This window comes from Micromonospora sp. H61, assembly GCF_018070325.1.
GTDB classification, from domain to species: Bacteria; Actinomycetota; Actinomycetes; order Mycobacteriales; family Micromonosporaceae; genus Micromonospora; species Micromonospora salmantinae.
Map to the genome: position 1 here is coordinate 59,016 of NZ_JAGPXY010000021.1, position 19,160 is coordinate 78,175.

17 protein-coding genes and 1 riboswitch are annotated in these 19,160 nt (G+C 71.5%); of the genes, 11 read left to right on the forward strand and 6 right to left on the reverse strand.

Features of this window, described 5'->3' with window-relative positions; genetic code table 11:
- Positions 1-30 precede the first annotated feature (30 nt).
- Both KBX08_RS13550 and gcvP read left to right on the forward strand, forming a co-directional pair.
- On the forward strand, positions 31-873 hold the full coding sequence (locus KBX08_RS13550) for an NAD-dependent protein deacetylase (protein WP_210783842.1): 843 nt from the start codon (positions 31-33) through the stop codon (positions 871-873).
- A gap of 86 nt (positions 874-959) precedes the next feature.
- Positions 960-1,058: riboswitch (glycine riboswitch) on the forward strand.
- A 73-nt stretch (positions 1,059-1,131) separates the two neighbouring features.
- On the forward strand, positions 1,132-3,954 hold the full coding sequence (gcvP, locus tag KBX08_RS13555) for an aminomethyl-transferring glycine dehydrogenase (RefSeq protein WP_210783843.1): 2,823 nt from the start codon (positions 1,132-1,134) through the stop codon (positions 3,952-3,954).
- A 150-nt stretch (positions 3,955-4,104) separates the two neighbouring features.
- Here gcvP and KBX08_RS13560 read toward each other — a convergent pair whose 3' ends face one another.
- Positions 4,105-4,305, reverse strand: coding sequence for a DUF5999 family protein (locus tag KBX08_RS13560; RefSeq protein ID WP_007460326.1), 201 nt, complete (start codon positions 4,303-4,305; stop codon positions 4,105-4,107).
- Positions 4,306-4,581: 276 nt separating this feature from the next.
- Between KBX08_RS13560 and KBX08_RS13565 the strand changes: the two genes are divergently transcribed.
- The gene (locus KBX08_RS13565; protein ID WP_307850543.1) at positions 4,582-5,643 is read left to right on the forward strand and encodes a chorismate-binding protein; all 1,062 of its coding nucleotides are present in this window, start codon (positions 4,582-4,584) and stop codon (positions 5,641-5,643) included.
- A gap of 32 nt (positions 5,644-5,675) precedes the next feature.
- Positions 5,676-6,185 carry a peptide deformylase gene (gene def, locus KBX08_RS13570; protein ID WP_210783845.1) on the forward strand — a complete coding sequence of 170 codons (510 nt, stop codon included), beginning with the start codon at positions 5,676-5,678 and terminating at the stop codon, positions 6,183-6,185.
- Here def and KBX08_RS13575 read toward each other — a convergent pair.
- Positions 6,182-6,952, reverse strand: a complete 771-nt coding sequence (locus tag KBX08_RS13575; RefSeq protein WP_307850536.1) for a TSUP family transporter — start codon at positions 6,950-6,952, stop codon at positions 6,182-6,184. The two genes, def and KBX08_RS13575, sit on opposite strands and share 4 nt — an antisense overlap.
- Before the next feature lie 184 nt (positions 6,953-7,136).
- Here KBX08_RS13575 and KBX08_RS13580 point away from each other — a divergent pair, with 184 nt between their 5' ends.
- The 5 genes from KBX08_RS13580 (at position 7,137) to KBX08_RS34700 (ending at position 12,617) form a co-directional block, all read left to right on the forward strand.
- Complete coding sequence (locus KBX08_RS13580) at positions 7,137-7,916, forward strand: endonuclease/exonuclease/phosphatase family protein (RefSeq protein ID WP_210783846.1); 780 nt, start codon at positions 7,137-7,139, stop codon at positions 7,914-7,916.
- Between the two features lie 107 nt (positions 7,917-8,023).
- Positions 8,024-8,824 carry an alpha/beta hydrolase gene (locus KBX08_RS13585; RefSeq protein ID WP_210783847.1) on the forward strand — a complete coding sequence of 267 codons (801 nt, stop codon included), beginning with the start codon at positions 8,024-8,026 and terminating at the stop codon, positions 8,822-8,824.
- Positions 8,821-9,621, forward strand: coding sequence for an MBL fold metallo-hydrolase (locus KBX08_RS13590; protein ID WP_307850537.1), 801 nt, complete (start codon positions 8,821-8,823; stop codon positions 9,619-9,621). Before KBX08_RS13585 ends, KBX08_RS13590 begins: the two co-directional genes overlap by 4 nt.
- 114 nt (positions 9,622-9,735) lie before the next feature.
- Entirely contained in the window at positions 9,736-11,835 is a 2,100-nt protein-coding gene (locus KBX08_RS13595; protein WP_210783848.1) for a M14 family zinc carboxypeptidase, read from the forward strand.
- Between the two features lie 92 nt (positions 11,836-11,927).
- The gene (locus KBX08_RS34700; protein ID WP_210783849.1) at positions 11,928-12,617 is read left to right on the forward strand and encodes a fasciclin domain-containing protein; all 690 of its coding nucleotides are present in this window, start codon (positions 11,928-11,930) and stop codon (positions 12,615-12,617) included.
- A gap of 6 nt (positions 12,618-12,623) precedes the next feature.
- Here the strand turns inward: KBX08_RS34700 and KBX08_RS13605 are convergent, their stop codons facing one another.
- Positions 12,624-13,619, reverse strand: coding sequence for a tyrosine-type recombinase/integrase (locus KBX08_RS13605; protein WP_210783850.1), 996 nt, complete (start codon positions 13,617-13,619; stop codon positions 12,624-12,626).
- Positions 13,620-13,940: 321 nt separating this feature from the next.
- Between KBX08_RS13605 and KBX08_RS13610 the strand changes: the two genes are divergently transcribed.
- The gene (locus KBX08_RS13610; protein WP_210783851.1) at positions 13,941-14,495 is read left to right on the forward strand and encodes a hypothetical protein; all 555 of its coding nucleotides are present in this window, start codon (positions 13,941-13,943) and stop codon (positions 14,493-14,495) included.
- 99 nt (positions 14,496-14,594) lie between these two features.
- Here the strand turns inward: KBX08_RS13610 and KBX08_RS13615 are convergent, their stop codons facing one another.
- The gene (locus tag KBX08_RS13615; RefSeq protein WP_210783852.1) at positions 14,595-15,854 is read right to left on the reverse strand and encodes a hypothetical protein; all 1,260 of its coding nucleotides are present in this window, start codon (positions 15,852-15,854) and stop codon (positions 14,595-14,597) included.
- 99 nt (positions 15,855-15,953) lie between these two features.
- Positions 15,954-16,775: an alpha/beta fold hydrolase gene (locus KBX08_RS13620; RefSeq protein ID WP_247669341.1), complete on the reverse strand. Its 822-nt coding sequence runs from the start codon at positions 16,773-16,775 to the stop codon at positions 15,954-15,956.
- 164 nt (positions 16,776-16,939) lie between these two features.
- Here KBX08_RS13620 and KBX08_RS13625 point away from each other — a divergent pair, with 164 nt between their 5' ends.
- The gene (locus tag KBX08_RS13625; RefSeq protein WP_210783853.1) at positions 16,940-17,380 is read left to right on the forward strand and encodes a hypothetical protein; all 441 of its coding nucleotides are present in this window, start codon (positions 16,940-16,942) and stop codon (positions 17,378-17,380) included.
- Between the two features lie 61 nt (positions 17,381-17,441).
- On the opposite strand, the gene KBX08_RS13630 is transcribed toward KBX08_RS13625, so the two are convergent.
- The gene (locus KBX08_RS13630) at positions 17,442-19,040 is read right to left on the reverse strand and encodes a beta-N-acetylhexosaminidase (protein WP_307850540.1); all 1,599 of its coding nucleotides are present in this window, start codon (positions 19,038-19,040) and stop codon (positions 17,442-17,444) included.
- Between the last annotated feature and the right edge of the window lie 120 nt (positions 19,041-19,160).

Below are 19,160 nucleotides of genomic sequence, written 5' to 3' on the forward strand. Positions count from 1 at the left end.
GTGAACCGGTTGAGGCAGCATGGAGAGGTGATGGAGAGCTTCGACGCGTTGACCTCGCTGGTGGCCGGTGGTGGGGTGGTGGTGCTCAGCGGCGCCGGCCTGTCCACCGAGTCGGGAATTCCGGACTACCGGGGGCCCAGCGGGGTGGCGCGGCGGCACACGCCGATGACCTTCCAGGCGTTCACCCGCGATCCCCTGGCCCGGCGGCGCTACTGGGCGCGCAGCCACCTGGGCTGGCGGCTGATCGCGGGCGCGGCGCCCAACGCCGGGCACCGGGCGGTGGCCGGGCTGCAACACGCCGGGCTGGTCGACACGGTGATCACCCAGAACGTCGACGGTCTGCACGGTGCGGCCGGCAGCCCGTCGGTGATCGAGCTGCACGGCCGCCTCGACGAGGTGACCTGCCTGGACTGCGGCAACCTGACCTCCCGGGAGGAGCTGCACCGGCGGCTGCGCGAGGCCAACCCGGAGTTCGTGGCCCGCGTCGCCGCGGTCAACCCGGACGGTGATGTTGATCTCCCTGATGAGCAGGTGGCGGCGTTTCGGCCGGTGGACTGCGGGATCTGCGGCACCGGGATGCTGAAACCGGACGTGGTGTTCTTCGGTGAGACGGTGCCGCCGCAGCGGGTGGCGCGGTGTTTCGCGGCCGTGGAGCAGGCCCGCGCGTTGCTGGTGCTCGGGTCGTCGTTGACGGTGATGTCGGGGCGCCGGTTCGTGATTCGGGCCGCGAAACGGGGCATCCCGGTCGCGATCGTCAACCAGGGGCCGACCCGGGGTGACGGCCACGCCACAGTGTGCGTCGACGCGCCGCTGGGCGTGGTGCTGCCGCAGCTGGCCGCGCGGGTCGGCGCCGGGGCACCGCTGGGGGTGTGACGGACCTACCCGCGCGGGTGAGCACGAGGCCCGGGGGTAGGACATCCGCCGGAAACACCAACGCTGGTAGCGTTGACCACGCCGGTAACACCCACGTGGGAGAGACCGCCCGACAGCGCGCAGGGCGGCGCCGAAGGGGCAAATCCTCCCCGGAACCTCTCAGGCAAAAGGACCTCGTGGGCAGGCACTGTGGAGTGCCCCTGTGGGTGCGACAGAGGGGGAGGCCGACACGTCGACCTCGCCCCGGGAGTGCCCCCTATGACCGTAGAGCAGTTCGCCACCCGTCACATCGGTCCCGGCCCCGACGATGAGCGTCGGATGCTGGAGGTCGTCGGGCACGACTCCATCGACGAGCTGATGGACGCCGCGATCCCCGAGGTGATCCGCTGGCACGGCACCCTCGACCTGCCCGACCCGGCCACCGAGGCCGAGACGATCGCCGAGCTGCGGGCCCTCGCGGCGCGTAACACCGTCGCCGTCTCCATGATCGGGCTGGGGTACCACGGCACGCACACCCCGGCGGTGATCCGCCGCAACGTGCTCGAGGACCCGGCCTGGTACACGGCGTACACGCCGTACCAGCCGGAGATCAGCCAGGGCCGCCTGGAGGCGCTGCTGAACTTCCAGACCATGGTCACCGACCTGACCGGCCTGACCACCGCGAACGCCTCCATGCTCGACGAGGGCACCGCGGCTGCGGAGGCGATGACCCTGGCGCGGCGGGCCTCCAAGAGCAAGAGCGGCGTGTACGTCGTCGACGCCGACGCGTTGCCGCAGACCATCGCGGTGATCACCAGCCGGGCCGAGCCGCTCGGCATCGACGTGCGGGTCCTCGACGTGCAGCGCGACGAGTTGCCGGCGGAGTTCTTCGGCCTGCACCTGCAGTACCCGGGGGCGTCCGGGGCGGTGCGCGACCACGCCAGCCTCGTGGCGGCGGCGCACGCCGTCGGCGCCCTGGTGACCGTCGCGGCGGACCTGCTGGCGTTGACGCTGCTGCGCGCACCGGGGCAGATCGGCGCGGACATCGCCGCCGGCACCACCCAGCGTTTCGGCGTACCGATGGGCTTCGGTGGGCCGCACGCCGGTTACCTGGCGGTGCGCTCGGGCCTGGAGCGGATGCTGCCCGGGCGCCTGGTCGGGGTGTCACGCGACGCGGACGGCAACCCGGCCTACCGGTTGGCGTTGCAGACCCGTGAGCAGCACATCCGGCGGGAGAAGGCGACCAGCAACATCTGCACCGCGCAGGTGCTGCTCGCGGTGATGGCCGGCATGTACGCCGTCTACCACGGCCCGGACGGGCTGCGCGACATCGCGACGCGTACCCATGCGATGGCGGCGCGGCTCGCGGCCGGGTTGCGCGCCGGTGGGGTGGACGTCGCCGACGTCGCGTTCTTCGACACCGTCACCGCGACCGTGCCGGGGCGGGCCGCCGAGGTGGTGGCCGCCGCCGCCGACCGTGGTGTCAACCTGCGGCTGGTCGACGCCGACCGGGTGGGGGTGTCCTGCGACGAGACCACTACCGACGCGCACCTGGCGCAGGTGTGGGAGGCGTTCGGGGTGCCCGCCTTCGACGCCGACGTGGACGCCGCCCTGCCGGTCGACCTGACGCGCGGCAGCGACTTCCTCACCCACCCGGTGTTCCGCAGCCACCACTCCGAGACGGCGATGCTGCGCTACCTGCGGCGGCTGTCGGACTTCGACTACGCCCTGGACCGGGGCATGATCCCGCTCGGGTCGTGCACGATGAAGCTGAACGCGACCACCGAGATGGAGCCGGTCAGCTGGGCGGAGTTCGCGAACATCCACCCGTTCGCGCCCGACGCGCAGACCGTCGGGTACCGGGAGATGATCGGTCAGCTGGAGTCGTGGCTGGCCGAGGTGACCGGCTACGACGCGGTGAGCGTGCAGCCCAACGCCGGTTCGCAGGGTGAGCTGGCCGGGTTGCTGGCGATCCGCTCGTACCACGCGTCGCGGGGTGAGACGCACCGCGACGTGTGCCTGATCCCGTCGTCGGCGCACGGCACGAACGCGGCGTCGGCGGTGATGGCCGGCATGCGGGTCGTGGTGGTGGCCTGCGACGACGACGGCAACGTCGACCTCGTCGACCTGGACGCGAAGATCGACAAGCACCGCGACGCGCTCGCCGCGATCATGGTGACGTACCCGTCCACGCACGGTGTGTACGAGACGGGCATCGCGTCGCTGTGCGCGAAGGTCCACGACGCCGGCGGGCAGGTGTACGTCGACGGGGCGAACCTCAACGCCCTGGTCGGGTTCGCCAAGCCCGGCAAGTTCGGCGCGGACGTGTCGCACCTGAACCTGCACAAGACGTTCTGCATCCCGCACGGCGGCGGTGGCCCCGGGGTGGGTCCGGTGGCGGTCCGCGCGCACCTGACGCCGTTCCTGCCCGGTGACCCGCTGGGCGCGCACGTGGACGCCACGCCGGCGATCTCGGCGGCGAAGTACGGGTCGGCGGGGATCCTGCCGATCCCGTGGGCGTACCTGCGGATGATGGGCGCCGAGGGGCTGACCCGGGCCACCGGTGTGGCGGTGCTCGCGGCGAACTACGTGGCGGCGCGGCTGCGGGGGCACTTCCCGGTGCTGTACGCCGGCAACAAGGGCCTGGTGGCCCACGAGTGCATCCTCGACCTGCGGCCGTTGACGAAGGCGACCGGGGTGAGCGTCGACGACGTGGCGAAGCGGCTGATCGACTACGGCTTCCACGCGCCCACGATGTCGTTCCCGGTGGCGGGGACGCTGATGGTGGAGCCGACCGAGAGCGAGGACCTGGCCGAGCTGGACCGGTTCTGCGACGCGATGATCGCGATCCGCGCGGAGATCGAGCAGGTGGGTTCCGGGGCGTGGCCGGTAGGGGACAACCCCCTGGCCAACGCGCCGCACACCGCGGCGATGGTCAGCGGTGACGAGTGGTCGCACGCGTACCCGCGGTCGGTGGGCGCGTACCCGGCCGGGGTGGACCGGGCCGGCAAGTACTGGCCGCCGGTGCGGCGCATCGACGGCGCGTACGGCGACCGGAACCTGGTCTGCTCGTGCCCGTCGCCGGAGGCGTTCGAAGACTGACAACGCCGCAGCCGGTCGAGCACTGACGACGGCGCGCCGGGGCGGGCGGTACGGCCTGCCCCGGCAGCCGCTGCGACCTGGGCGGGGACGTCCCTTACCGGGGGACTAGCCTGGGTCGACGGCGGCTAAACGGTGACGCTGAGTGGTCGGTCAGGCCACGAGGGCGTGGCGGGCGGGGCCGCGGTGCGGTGCGATGCTGCTGCCGTCGGGAAGCAGTTCGCCGGTGTCCTCGAAGACGATGACACCGTTGCAGAGCAGGCTCCAGCCCTGCTCACGGAAGCAGGCGAGGACCCGCGCGGCTTCCCGGTCGGTGGCTTCAGCGGAGGGGCAGGTCGGTTGGTGCTGGCACATCGGGTTCTCCGGACTGTGGGGGCACTGTGTCATGGTTCACATGACCAGTGACGCACAGTACCAAGCGAAAGTGTCCAGCATCGAGCAGGTGCCCGCCTGGTGCACGGGAAATCCACTGAACGGATGAGGAAGGTTGGACCGTACGGCGTGGAAACGCTCCCATACGTGGACGCCGCGGACAGCGGCCCGGCTGCGTCAGCCGCGGACAGCGGCCCGGCTGCGTCAGCCGCGGACAGCGGCCCGGCTGCGTCGGCCGCCTACCGCAGCGCCGCGTCGATCGAGGTACCCGCCGCGCCGGCCGCGTGCCGGGATGCGCTGACCGAACGCGCCCGCCTGCACTGGTCTCGCGGCGACGGCGGTGACCCCGCGGCCCTCGCCGAGGAGTTCCTCGCCGCGCACGGCCTACCCCTGCACGACCTGACCCGACCGGCCACCGGCCAGCACGGCACCGGGGTCTGCGGCGCGGCGCTGTACCTGTCCGCCGCCGCCGGGGCGCTGCTGGCCGGCGCCCCCACCGGGGCACCCGAACCCGCGCCGGCCCTGCCCGACCTCGCCGTCGTCGTCTACCAGCACGGCCCCACCCGGGTCACCCGGCCCGGCCCACCGTCGTCGTGGCGGCTCGGCGAGTGGGCCGAGAGCTGGACCCCCGGCCAGCACGCCGCCGCCGTCGACGCGGTCCGCGCCGCCATCGGCCGCGGCGACGTCTACCAGAGCAACCTCGTCGGCCACGCCGCCGCCCCCTACGCCGGCGACCCGTTGCCCGCCCTGAGCCGCCTCGGCGCGCTCCCCGGCGCCCGCTACGGCGGCGTCCTCACCGGCGACGGCTGGGCCATCGGCTGCGCCTCCCCGGAAACCCTCGTCGAGGTCACCGACGGGCAGGTGATCACCCGACCGATCAAGGGCACCCGCCCGGCCACCGCCACCGGCCGCGCCGAACTGCTCGCCAGCGCGAAGGAACGCGCCGAACACATCATGATCGTCGACCTGGCCCGCAACGACCTCGCCCGCATCGCCCGCACCGGCACCGTCACCGTCGACGAACTGTTCGCCGTGCGACGCTGGTGCGACCTGTGGCAGGCCGAGTCGACAGTGCGCGCCGCCGCCGCCGACGGCCTCGGCCTCGCCGACCTGCTGCGCGCCACCTGCCCGGGCGCCTCGGTCACCGGCGCCCCGGGCCACGTCGACCTGGGCCTGACCATCCGCACCGCCGCCGCCGACGGCCAGCGGCTGCACACCTGGGCCGGCGGCGGCATCACCTGGGACAGCGACGCACGCGCCGAGGTCGCCGAGGCCGCCGCGAAGACCACCCCGATCCGCGCCACCCTGGCCGGGCGCTGACCGCGGCACCGCACGGCGATACGCTGAACCCCATGACCATGCGGCCCATCCGGATCATCGGCGACCCTGTCCTGCGCACCGGATGCGAACCGGTCACCACCTTCGACGCCGAGTTGCGCGCCCTCGTCACCGACCTGATGGACACCCTGCTCGGTGCCCCCGGCCGCGCCGGTGTCGCCGCACCGCAGATCGGCGTCAGCGCGCAGGTGTTCGTCTACGACGCCGACGGGCACCGTGGCCACCTCATCAACCCCACCCTGGAGCTGTCCGACGAACTCCAGGACGACGAGGAGGGCTGCCTGTCCATCCCCGGGCTGTACTTTCCGACCGTGCGGGCCCTGCACGCCACCGCCCACGGCGTCGACCAGCACGGCGAGCCGCTGACCATCGCCGGCAGCGGGTTCCTGGCCCGCGCCCTGCAACACGAGACCGACCACCTGGGCGGGCGGCTCTACGTCGACACCCTGCGCGGCGACACCCGCCGCCGGGCCCTGCGCGAAATCCGAGCCGGGCGCTTCGACTCACCCAGCCGCCGCGGCTAGCTCACCCACTGGTCGTGGCCCAGTTTCGCGACCAACGCCACCACGACCACCAGCAACACCACCCGCACGAACCCGGAGCCGCGGCGCAACGCCATCCGCGCCCCCAGCACCGCGCCGGCGATGTTGCACACCGCCATGCCCGCGCCCAGCAGCCACCACACGTGCCCGGTCACCCCGAACACCACCAGCGCGCCCAGGTTCGTCCCCGCGTTGACGACCTTCGCCATCGCCGAGCCGTGCACGAAGTCCGCGCCCACCAGGGCGGTGAACGCCAACACCAGGAACGTGCCGGTGCCCGGGCCGATCAACCCGTCGTACAGGGCGATCCCCACCCCGGCCACCGCGATCACCACCGCCACCCGCAGCGGAGTGCGCTTCGCCGGCACCGCCACCACCCCCATCCGGGGACGCAGCAGCACGAACACCGCCACCGACACCAGCACCACCAGCACGACCGGCCGGTACGCCGACGCCGGCACCGCCCCGGCCAACGCCGCGCCCACACCCGCGCTGAGCACCGCGAACCCCGCCGCCGGGCCCGCCACCCGCCAGTCGACTTTCGTCCTGCGGGCGTACGTCGCCGCCGCCGTGGCCGTACCGAAGATCGCGGCCAACTTGTTCGTGCCCAACGCGGTGGCCACCGGCAACCCCGGGGCAGCCACCAACAACGCCGGCAGCAGCAACAACCCGCCACCACCGACCACGGCATCGACCCACCCGGCCATCGCGGCGGCGGCCAGCAGGGTACTCAGCGTCACGGCGTCCACGGGCGGCAATTCTTGCCCACCCGACGCGCCGCGGCGGCACCCGAGTGGCCAGCCTCACCCGGTCACCGACCCCGCGTACGCCGCAACCACACCCCCAACGCTCCGACCGCCACGAACACCAGCACCGAACACAGCAACACCTTCACCACCCGGCAACCATGCCACGGGCACGTAAGGTGCAGGAGTGCGCCTGGCCACCTTCAACCTGCTGCACGGGCGGTCCCTCACCGACGGGCTCGTCGACTCCGACCGACTCGCCGCCGCCATCGGCGCCCTCGACGCCGACGTGCTCGCCCTGCAGGAGGTCGACCGCGACCAACGCCGCAGCGGCAACCTCGACCTCACCGCCATCGCCGCCCGCGCCCTCGGCGCACCGCATCACCGCTTCGCCGCCGCCGTCGTCGGCACCCCCGGCGAACAGTTCCGGCCACTGCGCCACGACGACGACGGCCACGGCGAGCCCTGCTACGGCATCGGGCTGATCAGCCGACACCCCGTACGCAGCTGGCAGGTCACCCGACTCAAACCGGCGCCGGTGCGCTCACCGGTCTACGTGCCCGGCCCCTGCGGCGGCCTCATCCTGCTGCACGACGAACCCCGCGTGGTCCTCGCCGCCGTCCTGGACACCCCGCACGGCCCCCTCACCGTCGCCGCGACCCACCTGTCCTTCGTGCCCGGCTGGAACGCCCGCCAACTACGCCAGACCGTCCGCGCCCTGCGCGCGCTACCGGGGCCCCGCGTCCTGCTCGGCGACCTCAACCTGCCCGCCGGCGCGGCCCGGCTCATCTCCGGTTGGCACCCCCTGGGCCGACGCCCCACCTACCCGTCCGGGCAGCCCCGCGTCCAACTCGACCACATCCTCGCCGACCGGCACGCCCTCGCCGACCTCCCGCCGGTACGCGCCGTCACCGCGCCGGCGTCCACCATCTCCGACCACCGCCCGCTGCTGGTCGACCTCGGCTGAGCATCATCGCCCAACCGGCCACATCGCGGCTCACCAATGTCTAGGGTGGGCTCACCGACACCACCGCCGTTGCGCCATCGCCACCCCCGACGATCACGGAGCTGACCATGAGCGACACGCCGGACACGATCGTGCTCATCCACGGATTCTGGGTGACCCCCCGCAGCTGGGAAAACTGGGTCACCCACTACCAGGACAAGGGCTTGCGGGTGCTCACCCCCACCTACCCCGGTCTGGAAGGCGAGGTCGAGGCGATCAACGCCGACCCCAGCCCGCTGGAGACACTGACCGCGCCGCAGGTCATCGCGCACCTGTCCGAGGTGGTCGCCGCGCTGCCCACGCCGCCGATCCTGATGGGCCACTCCGCCGGCGGGGCGTTCACCCAGGTGCTGCTCGACCGGGGGTACGGCGCCAGCGCCGTCGTGCTCAACTCGGCACCCACCGAAGGGGTCCGCAACATCCCCTTCTCGCAACTGCGCTCCACCTTCCCGGTGCTGCGCAACCCCGCCAACCGGCACCGCGCCGTCGGGTTCACCTTCGAGCAGTGGAACTACGCGTTCACCAACACCTTCGACGAGCAGACCGCCCGCGCCCTGTACGAGCGCTACGCCATCCCCGCCGCCGGCGGCATTCTCTGGGACAGCGTCCTGGCCAATCTGCTGCCCGGCCCCCAGGACATCGCCGTCGACTACCACAACGACCAGCGCGCGCCGCTGCTGTTCATCTCCGGCTCGGAAGACCACATCATGCCGCCCAGCGTGCAGCGCGCGAACGCCGCGCTCTACCGGGGCGACACCATCACCGAGGTCGAGCTCTTCGAGGGGTACGCGCACCTGCTGCCCGCGCAGCAGGGCTGGCAGCGCATCGCCGACGCCGCCCTCGACTGGGCCCTGCGGCACGCTCGGTGAGCACCGCACACCAGGTGCGGATCACCCATATCGGCGGCCCCACCACGCTGATCGAGGTCGGCGGGTGGCGGCTGCTCACCGACCCCACGTTCGACCCACCCGGGCGGCGCTACACCTTCGGCTGGGGCACCTCCTCGCGCAAGCTCACCGGCCCGGCGATCCCCGCCGCCGACCTCGGGCCGGTCCACGCGGTCCTGCTCAGCCACGACCACCACGGCGACAACCTCGACGACAACGGTCGAGCACTCCTCAGCGGTGCGGGCGCAGTCCTCACCACCGTGCCCGGGGCACGCCGGCTCGGCCCCCACACCCGGGGCCTGCGCGCCGGGCAGAGCACCCGCCTCACGCACCCCCGACGACCCACGATCGAGGTGACCGCCACGCCGTGCCGGCACGGCCCGCCGCTGAGCGGCCCGATCGTCGGCACCGTCATCGGCTTCGCCCTGCGCTGGGCCGGGCAACAACACGGCGCGCTCTGGGTCACCGGCGACACCGTTCTGACCCGCCGGGTACGCCGAGTCGCCACCCGCATCGGGGTCGGCACGGTGCTGCTGCACCTAGGTGGGGTGCGATTCCCCAACACCGGGCCGTTGCGCTACTCGATGACGGCCCGGCGAGCCGCGAAACTGTGCGCCGAGCTTCGGCCCCACACCGTGATCCCGGTGCACTACGAGGGCTGGCACCACTTCCAGGAACCCCGCGAGGCCATCGAGCGGGTGTTCACCGCCGCACCGCCTCCGGTGCGCGACAGCGTCCACTGGCTCCCACCGGGCGAACCCACCACCATCGACGCCTGACAACGGCGGGGGAGCAGACCGCCAAGTCGCAAGATTCCCTCAAGATCATTGCATCGACGAACTTCGACAACCATGCTGGTCGACACGCGCCACGATCAACTCGTCGGAGGCCACATGAGACGCCAGCGACCCACCCTCATCGCCGTGTCCACCCTCATCGCCATCACCCTCACCACCGCAGCACCCACCCCCGCCACCGCCGCACCACCCGACCAGGTCACCGCCCTCACCGCCCACCAGGCCGACGGATACACCACCCTCGCCTGGCAGCCCGTCGACGGCGCCACCGACTACCAGATCGAACGCACCCCCGTCGACGCCAACGGCACCCCCACCGCCGCACCCACCATCGTCGGCATCTGGCGACCCAACCGCCAGATCAACCAACAGGCGCCCACCTTCGCCGACGCCGGCTACAACCCCGGCGACACCTTCCAATGGCGCGTACGCGCCCGCACCGGCACCACCGAACAGCCCTACTCCGACCCGGTCACCGCCACCACCACCGCACCCTGGGGCAACCCCACCACCCCCGGCGAGCAACTGCGCACCGGCTGGGAAACCACCCACGCCGCGCAATACACGAACGACACCGACGAGTACGCCTACACCGCCGCCATCGACGCCCTCAGCGACCGCGTACGCGTCGTCGAACTCGGCCGCACCGTCCAGAACCGACCCGTCAACATGCTCGTCATCGGCCACCCCACCCCAGCGGCCACCCCGCAAGCCGTCGCCGCCACCGCACCCGTGGCCATCAACTGCAACGTGCACGGCAACGAACCCGGCGACCGCGAAGCCTGCCTCATCATGGCCCGCCAACTCGCCTTCAGCACCGACCCCCGCATCACCGACCTGCTCAGCCACACCACCGTCCTGATCGTCCCCACCATCAACGGAGACGGCCGCGCCAACAACACCCGCGGCAACTCCACCGGCCAGGACCTCAACCGCGACTACTCCCTGATCCGCCAACCCGAGACCACCGCGTACATCAAAATGGTCCGCGACTACCGACCCGTCGCCGGCTACGACGGCCACGAGTTCGGCAACTCCCGCGCCGGCGACCTGCCGATGCTGCCCCCACGGCACCAGAACGTCGCCCAACCCATCTTCGACCAGTCCCAGGACATGATCGAAGGCCACATGTACGCCAAAGGCGCCGAAGCCGGCTGGTGGGCCTGCCCCTACGGCTGCGACGGCGGCGGCAACGTCGGCCTCAGCGAGGAAACCATCCTGCGCAACACCCTCGGACTCAAGAACGTCACCAACTCCCTGCTGGAACTACGCAGCTCCGGCGGCCAGACCCGCCCCGACGAAGGCAACACCGCCAACAACCGACGCCGCAAGACCTACTCCGCCCTGTGGACCTTCCACCAGTTCCTCGACTACCACCGCGCCGACCGCGCCGACATCCTGAAGGCCCGCAGCGAAGCCATCGAAACCCAAGCCGCCAACACCGGCCGGCTGGTCTTCCGCGGCTCCCGCCCCATCCCCGCCCACCCGGCACCGCACCCCGGCGACAGCCCACCACCACTCGACGCGCCCACCGCCGACCTGATCCTCGACAACCCGCCCTGCGCCTACAAACTCACCGACGCGCAGTACAACGGCGCCCGCACCGACGGACCCGGCGGCATCGGCACCACAGTCGCCCAGCGCATCGCCGCCCACGGCTGGAAAGTCATCACCATCGGCGACGACCACTACGTCCCCCTCAACCAACCCGAACGCGGCCTCATCCCCCTGCTCCTCGACGGCAAGGGCGTGGAGAAACTGACCGACGGCGAACGCGTCCACCCCACAGTCACCGGACGCCGCAACGGACCCCTGACCGTCACCGGCTTCACCTGCGCCGACGACGCCACCATCAACGGCCCGGTCACCGTCCGGGCCGGCGCGGCACTCGTCACCACCGCAACGACCATCAGCGGCCCACTCACCGCCACCGGCGCCGCCGGCATCCTCCTCGCCGACAGCACCATCAACGGCCCGGTCCGCATCGCCACCACCGACACCATCTCCATCATCGACGCCACCATCGCCGGCCCCGTCGACCTCTCCGGCAACACCACCGGCACCGACGCACCAGTGCTGGCCGGCAGCACCATCCGCGGCCCACTCAACTGCACCGGCAACAATCCCACCCCGACCAACCTCGGCATCGCCAACACCGTCCACGGCCCCCGCACCACCCAGTGCGCGGCACTGTGACCGACACCTAGCGAGCCAACACGCCGGCGGCGCGGGCCCAACCCCGCGCCGCCGGCACCTCACCAGCAACCCCCGCACCCGTGGAGGCCGCCGTGTCGCACCCCGCCACCCCACAGCGACAACCCCGACGATCCCGCGGACGGCACGGCGCTCGGCGCGTCCGACGGGCACTCGGCCTGCTCCTGCCGACCCTGCTGCTCGCCGCCTGCACCGGCAACCCCGCAGCTCCCCGCACGAACGCCGCGCCCGCGAGCACCGCACCCCAGCCCACCGGGCCACTCTGCGCCGCCCTGCCCACCGGCACCGACCCCGGCAACCCGAGCTTCCTCGCCGGGCAACCCGTCGACCAGGCGCTGCGCTGGATCCCCACCCTCACCACGTTAGAAGCGGCCCTGCGCACCAGCGGCGTCCTCACCGACCTGCCCTCCGGCGACGGCGTCACCGTCCTGGCGCCCTCCGACGACGCCTTCGCCGCCACGTTCTCCGAGGACAACTGGGACGACCTCATGACCCACCACACCGACCAGCTCCGCACCCTGCTGAAAGCCCACCTCATCACCGGAAGCCACCCGATCGCCGACCTCACCACCGCCGGCACCGCCACCACCATCGACGGCGTCACCGTCACCGTCACCCGCACCGGGCCCACCGCCCGCCTCGGCGACCGCGCCGACACCGTCTGCGCCGACTACCAGGCCACCAACGCCCGCATCCACATCATCAACGCCGTCCTCGGCCCACTGCCCGTCACCGCCGACGGCACCGGCCACCGCGCACACTGACCACGCTCACCCCGGCCGCACCAGACCCGCCAGCGCGCGGTTGGTCCGGTTGGCGCGAACCGCGTCACGCTGCTGCCCGGCCGTCACCTCGATGTACGTCTGCGACGACGCCAACGACGCGTGCCCCAACAACCGCATGATCTCCGCCGCGCTCGCACCGTCCTCCGCCAACCGGGTCGCGAAGGTGTGCCGCAGCGCGTGCAGCCGCGCACCACGCGGCACCCGGTCACCGATGCCGGCCCGCCGGTAACACGACTCGACGAGATACTGCAGGCCACCACGGCGCAACGGCTCACCACGCCGGTCCACCAGAAACGGCGAGTCGGGGCGTACCGACCGCGAACCGAAGCGCCGCACCCGACTGTCCAGGTAGTCCCGCAACACCCGGTCCAGATCCGCCTCGATCGGCACCACCCGAGGCCGCCCACCCTTGCCCGCCACCTCGACCCGCCGCTCACCCGACCGACCGCCGAGCGAGTCGACGCGCAACGCCAGCAGCTCCGACAGGCGCAGCCCGGCGCAGAGCGCCACCGCCAACACCGCCACGTCCCGCTCCGGCCACGGGTCGCGTTGCCGACCGTCGTCGCGCGCGGCGGACGCGAGCAGCACCTCGGGGGTGTCCGCGCCGCGCAGCGGCTTCGGCTGGGGGAGTAGCGCCCGGGGCCGCCCGACCGCCGGCATCGGGTTGCCCGCCACGAACCCGTCAGCGACGAGGAACGTGAAGAAGGTGTTCCAGGTGGACCAGGCCCGGTGCACCGACGCGGGCGCCCGGGGGGCGGCGAACCGGGCGAAGGCCGCGCGCATCACCCTGGGGGAGAGGTCGGTGATCGACAGCGCGTCCAGCGGTAGGGGAGAGGTGGCATCGTCCGCGACCAGAGCCGCGACCGTGCGCAGATCCCTGCGGTACGCGGCCAGGGTGTGCGGGGAGGGCTTGCGGGTGGCCCGCGCGGTCAGGAACTCCTCGATCAGCACGGCGAGCGATTCGTCCTGTTTGTCATGCATAAGGGATATTATGCAGCATTTTCGCGTATCCGGGAAGCGGTGAGCGAGGGGGAGAGGGCCTCAGCCCGGACCGCCACGAGTACGGCCGGAGCCGATCGAGAAGCACGTATCGTGCGCGGCATGACGTCGCCCGCCACCACCTGTCCCACCTGTGGTCGACCGGGCACGCCCATCGTGTACCGGGACCTCGACGGTCCGACAGATCTGGTCTGCTCCGAGGGGCACCAGTGGCGAGCCGCTGGCCGAGCCGGGTGGGCTCCCCATGCGTCGCCCGCCGCCGTCGACAGCGACCGGCAAGGCCCCACCACCCGGACGGAGCCCATGGACGTCAGCAGGGACGGGCGGACCTGGCGGATCGGCACGGCCGGCGACGTCGGTTGGCTCGCCGGGCGGACCACGCAGGGTCTGTCGGTCACCACGGCGATCCCGCCCGTGTTCGAGGTGTACGGCACCTTCCACCCGCCCGCAGGGGTCGGTGTCAACGCCCATGAACGCGCGGTGGTCGACGAGTTGGCGGCGTGCACGCCGGATCAGCCCTGGTGGCTGGGCTTCCTCGACACCGGCACCCACGACGTGGTCTTTCCGCACGTCCCGAGGGTGTCCCTCTACTGGGACTGGTCGTACGTGCTGGTCGAGGCCGGGCCGGAACAGGCCCTCAGCTGGCGGACCGGTCACATGCGCGGCGACGGGGCGCTGCCCGACCTGTTCTTTCCGGCGGATCGCTCCTGGCTCGTCTCCGCCCTGTGGGACGACACCTGGACCGACATCGGCGCCAGCGGTGCGGTACTCGCGGCCCTGCGACGCAACCCGCTGGTCAACGCGCGCCTCGTCGGGCCGGACGAGGATGCGTGTCCGCCCGGCCTGACGCGCGACTGACCCCTGTCGGGCGACGGCGAGGGGACCCCCAGAACCCGCTACTTTACATAATGTGCATTATCGAATCAGTATTCGGGTCGCGGGTGAAGGGGACAGCCGTCAGAACTCTTCGACGGCGGTGTCGGCCCACCGGGCCCAGGCGTCGCGCCAGCGCCGGTCGACAACCTCCCGCTCGCTGATGGGGGCACCCTGTCGGGGCATGAGGTGTTGCCGTTCGCGCCAGGCGCGTTGAGCCGGGTGGCTGGACACACCTTCGCCCAGCCCGGTGCCGTACAGCAGGATCTCGTTGAGGGCGCGGTCACGCAGCGTCGGGTGATCATCGAACCAGGTGGTGTCGTCGGCGAGGCTGGTGACGTGGGCGACGATGTCGCTCACCGCACGCTCGGCGTCGGGTTTGTCCTGATCGGTGAGTTGCCTCTGTCGGCGTACGGCGGCCTGCCAGAGCGTTGACCAGTACGGGGGCAGCTGCGGTGGTGCTCCCCCGTCGGCCATCCAGGCGTTGTGATCCCGACGGGTACGCAGGGCGGCGTCGATGAGCGCCCGGTGTGGTTCCCGGGCCAGGCCGGGCGGCAGGGTGACCGGTTCCGTGGGCGGTGTCTCCGCCGCGGGTCGGGTGCCCAGTGCGTCGAGCAGTGGCGTGAGGTCCGTGACCGAGCGTAGGTGGACGGTGGCGGGGTGCCAGTCGCGGGCCGTCACGGTGATCTCGACACCGTCGCGTTCGCAGCGGGTCGCCCACCACCGGTTGCCGGCTCGTACCGTGCGGCCGGGAACTGGCTGCTCGTCGACCAGGACAGTCGTGTCGTTCTCGGTCCATTCGACGTCGGAGAATCGGTCTCCGGCGAGTCGCATGTCGTGTTCGAGGTGCGTGCGTAACGGGCCGGCGTTGACCGGGAGATCGGCCCAGCGGGCGGTGTCGACGCTCGCCCACGGTCCGGCGGTGGAGTCGCCGTGCACGATCCGGACGACGGTGATCGTGCCGTTGACGGTTTCGGTGCCGGCGAAGCATTCGGCGGCCGGGCGGTCGGGGCCGGTGAGCGCAACGACCGGTGTCGCGCTGTCCAGCAGTTCCCGGCGGACGCGTTCGGTCTGTTGTACGAAGCGTTCGTCCGGGCCGGGCGACGGGTCGCGTTTCATCCCGGCCTCCTCGTCGGTACGGGCTGTCCCCTGCTGCCGTTCACCATGGTGCCAGTGCCGGTGCCAGTGGGCGCGATCGCGAAGGTGCTGGCCGGGCTGGGTGTGGCCCGGCCAGTAGTAGCCGTCGTACTCGTCGTAGTTCTGGGTGGAGTAACCGCCGTTGTCAGCGATCTCGACGTGCCAGTGAATGTCCCACGGGCCGCCGGAGTCGTGCACGAGGGTCATGCCGGTGGTCAGTACGGCACCCCGTATTGATTGGCGCCGCCGCGAACATTAATAGTTGTGAATGCGCTTGGACAAGGCTCGCTCCCCCAGTTCGGGCTGTCAGCCTCGCGTACGGCGTAGCCAGTCCTGGGTGAGCGATCGCAGCAGGGTGGGTTGTTCGTACGGCAGGTAGTGTCCGGCCGCGTCGATCACGGTGTAGGTGCCGCGCGGGTAGCGGCGCATGGCGCGGAACTGGTCGGCGTACCCGACGATCCGGTCCTGTCGGCCGGTGATCACGCTGACCGGGCCGTCGAAGACGACCTCGGTGTTTTCGTCGGGTAGCGCGTAGCCGGGGCCGCTCTGCAACTGCTGTTGGAAGGTCGGGTCGCCGGGGCCGCCGGAGGTCAGTGCCGCGAGCACCGTCGCGACGACGGTTGGGGTGCGGTGGCCCAGGGCGGCGTCGAGGTGTGCGTGCAGTTCGGTGGGAGCGGTGTCGAGCCAGCCTGTGGGTGCGTCGAGTGGTGGTTGGTCGGGCAGGTCCCGGCTGGGGCGGGCGATGGTGACACCGGGACAGAGCAGGAGCAGGCCGGCGACGAGGTCGGGTCGTTGGCGGGCGATGCCGGCGGCCAGGTACGCGCCGTAGGAGCCGCCGGCGAGCAGGACCGGTGCGTCGACGTGGTGGTCGAGCCAGGCGCAGACGGTGTCCAGCATCGACTGGGAGGTGGGTGGGCAGTTCGCGGGGTTGTCTCCGTGGCCGGGTAGGTCCAGGTAGATCTCTCGTAGGCCGGCGTCCGCGAGGGCGGGGCTGAGGGCGGCGGCTGTGGCGGCGCGGCTCATGCTGAACATGGGTAGGCACACCACGGCTGGTCCGGTGTCCGCTGACTGGTCGTACGCCAGGTTCATGGAGGCGTCCTCGCTGGGGATGGCTGTGTGCTCCAACATCTCATGCCCGGTGAGGTCGGGGCGGGTTGCCGGACGTGAAAGCGGTGTGCGACATCGGCGTGGGCTGTCTACAGTGGTGCGCTCTGGCCGCCGCCGTTCGCCGCGAACGGCGGGGTCGCACATCATCACGGGGGAACACCTTGACGAGTAAGCCTGTCCGTATCGTGGTTGGCCTGGTCGCGACCGTTGGCCTCGTTGTGGGCTGCCAGCCTGCCGAGAAGGAGAGCGCGGGGGCCGCCGCGCCGTCGCCGACAGTGGCGCCCAGCCCGACCGTCGACGTGGCGGCGAACAGCAAGCAGGTCTGCGACGCCAGTCTCAATTTTGTCAAGAAGCACTACATCGCGATGGCCGACGACGCGATCGCCGCCATCGACAAGCCGGTCAGCGCGAAGGAGGCGGGCGTGAAGGTTCGCGGCCACTACACCGCGCTGTTGCAGGACCTCAAGGCGGCGGCGCCGAGCGCTGCCGATCCGCAGGTGCGGACCGCGTTGGAGACCCTGGCTGCCGGGGTGGAGAAGCACCTGGCCGGTCCGAAGGCCGCCGAGATCGAGGCGCCGGATCTCGACCCGCCGCTGAAGGCGTTGGACACCGCCTGCGGTCGCTGACCGTTGTGGGCACCGGCCGGGTCGGCCGGTGCCCACGAACGTCGTGCGCCGGGGGTAGGGCTCAGATCCAGGGCACCTGTGGGGACGGGTAGAAGTCGACCTGTTGCAGTCGCCAGCGGGGTGCCTGCTTCCCCAGTCGGGTTCGGAACGATTCCCAGTCGTGGCTGGCGGTGGTGGACCAGCCGAGTTCGGCGATCGCGGGTAGGCGGGGGAAGGCCATGTATTCGATGTCGTCCAGGGTGCGCAGCGTCTCGGACCACAGTGGGGCCTCGACGCCGAGGATGGCGTTCTCGCCGACGCCGGTGACCCGGGTGGCCGGGTCCCAGCCGTAGGCGTCGGACACCTCGATCAGGCCGGCCCAGCGCAGGCCGAGGCGGGTGTTGGCGTCGTACTTCATGTCCAGGTATGCCTTGTTCGCCGGCGACATGATGATCTTGTTGCCGCGGGCGGCGGCCGCGGCGAGGCTGGCGTTGGTGGTGCCGGTGCCCCAGAACTGGGCGACGACGTCGGTGGACAGGTCGGCCTGGGTGATCTCGTTCCATCCGGAGGCGCGCTTGCCGTACTTCGCGACCAGGGGCAGGACGCGGTTCATGAAGGTGCGGTAGTCCTCGTCGGTGGTGGCGTGGGCTTCGTCGCCGCCGATGTGCAGGAATGGTCCGGGGGTGATGGCGGCGAGTTCGCGGATGACGTCCTCGACGAAGCGGTAGGTGAGTTCGTCGTTGATGCAGAGGGAGCTGTAGCCGACCGCGATGTCGGTGCGCGGGGCCGGTGCGACGCCGTCGCAGTTGAGTTCGGGGTACGTCGACTGGGCGGCGTTGGTGTGCCCGGGCATGTCGATCTCGGGGATGATCGTGATGTGTCGTGCGGCGGCGTAGGCGACGACGGCCTTGTAGTCGGCCTTGGTGAGGTATCCGGGGCCGACGCCGTCGACTCCGGTGCCGGGTCCGCCGCCGACGGTGGTGAGGCGTGGCCAGGAGTCGATCTGGATGCGCCAGCCCTGGTCGTCGGTGAGGTGCAGGTGCAGGTAGTTGATTTTGTACTGGCTGAGCAGGTCCACGTAGGCGGTGATGTCGTCGACGGTGTGGAAGTGGCGTGCGAGGTCGAGCATCGCGCCGCGGTAGGCGAAGCGTGGGTAGTCGATGATTCGTCCGCCGGGGACTGTCCAGGTGGTCCGCTGCCGGTCGGGTGCCTCGATGTCGGCGGGGAGCAGTTGGCGCAGGGTCTGGGTGCCGGCGAACAGCCCGGCGGGGGTGTTGGCGCGGATTGTGACGCTGCGGCGGGTGACGTCGAGTTGGTAGCCCTGTTGGCCGATGCGGTCGTCGGCGCCGCCGATGAGCAGGGCGATCTCGGGTAGCGGGGTGGAGCGTACGGGCAGGACGGGCAGGGGGTGGCCGGTGGCGGGGCGCAGTGTGGTGGCGAGTTGGTGACCGATGCGCCGGGCGGCGGCTGAGCCTGGGGTGGTGCGGATGACGGTCAGGGGGGTGATCCGGAAGGTGTTGTGCGCGTCGGGGTGGGTTTCGACGGGTGCGGGGATGACGTCGCTGAGGTGTCGGGTTGGTGCGGTGGGTGCCGCGGCGGCGGCGGGCGTTGCGGGCAGGATGACTGGTAGCGCGAGTGCGGCTATGGCCAGCAGCCGTGTGGTGGTGTGTCGGCGACGCACGGTACCTCCAGGCCTCGTGATGATCGACCTTCGTCGATTAGAGTCGCAGGCTACCGGCGTTTCACCTGTACTGTAAACCTTCCTTAACATAGGGGTTCGTCGACACAGTGTTGTCGCCGA

Bases quoted from the DNA above. Each gene is read 5' to 3' on its own strand.
- gcvP (WP_210783843.1), top strand. From the start codon at position 1,132: ATGACCGTAGAGCAGTTCGCCACCCGTCACATCGGTCCCGGCCCCGAC.
- KBX08_RS13595 (WP_210783848.1), top strand. From the start codon at position 9,736: ATGAGACGCCAGCGACCCACCCTCATCGCCGTGTCCACCCTCATCGCC.
- def (WP_210783845.1), top strand. From the start codon at position 5,676: ATGACCATGCGGCCCATCCGGATCATCGGCGACCCTGTCCTGCGCACC.
- KBX08_RS13550 (WP_210783842.1), top strand. From the start codon at position 31: ATGGAGAGCTTCGACGCGTTGACCTCGCTGGTGGCCGGTGGTGGGGTG.
- KBX08_RS13605 (WP_210783850.1), bottom strand. From the start codon at position 13,619: ATGCATGACAAACAGGACGAATCGCTCGCCGTGCTGATCGAGGAGTTC.
- KBX08_RS13620 (WP_247669341.1), bottom strand. From the start codon at position 16,775: ATGTTGGAGCACACAGCCATCCCCAGCGAGGACGCCTCCATGAACCTG.
- KBX08_RS13610 (WP_210783851.1), top strand. From the start codon at position 13,941: ATGGACGTCAGCAGGGACGGGCGGACCTGGCGGATCGGCACGGCCGGC.
- KBX08_RS13560 (WP_007460326.1), bottom strand. From the start codon at position 4,305: ATGTGCCAGCACCAACCGACCTGCCCCTCCGCTGAAGCCACCGACCGG.
- KBX08_RS13615 (WP_210783852.1), bottom strand. From the start codon at position 15,854: ATGACCCTCGTGCACGACTCCGGCGGCCCGTGGGACATTCACTGGCAC.
- KBX08_RS13585 (WP_210783847.1), top strand. From the start codon at position 8,024: ATGAGCGACACGCCGGACACGATCGTGCTCATCCACGGATTCTGGGTG.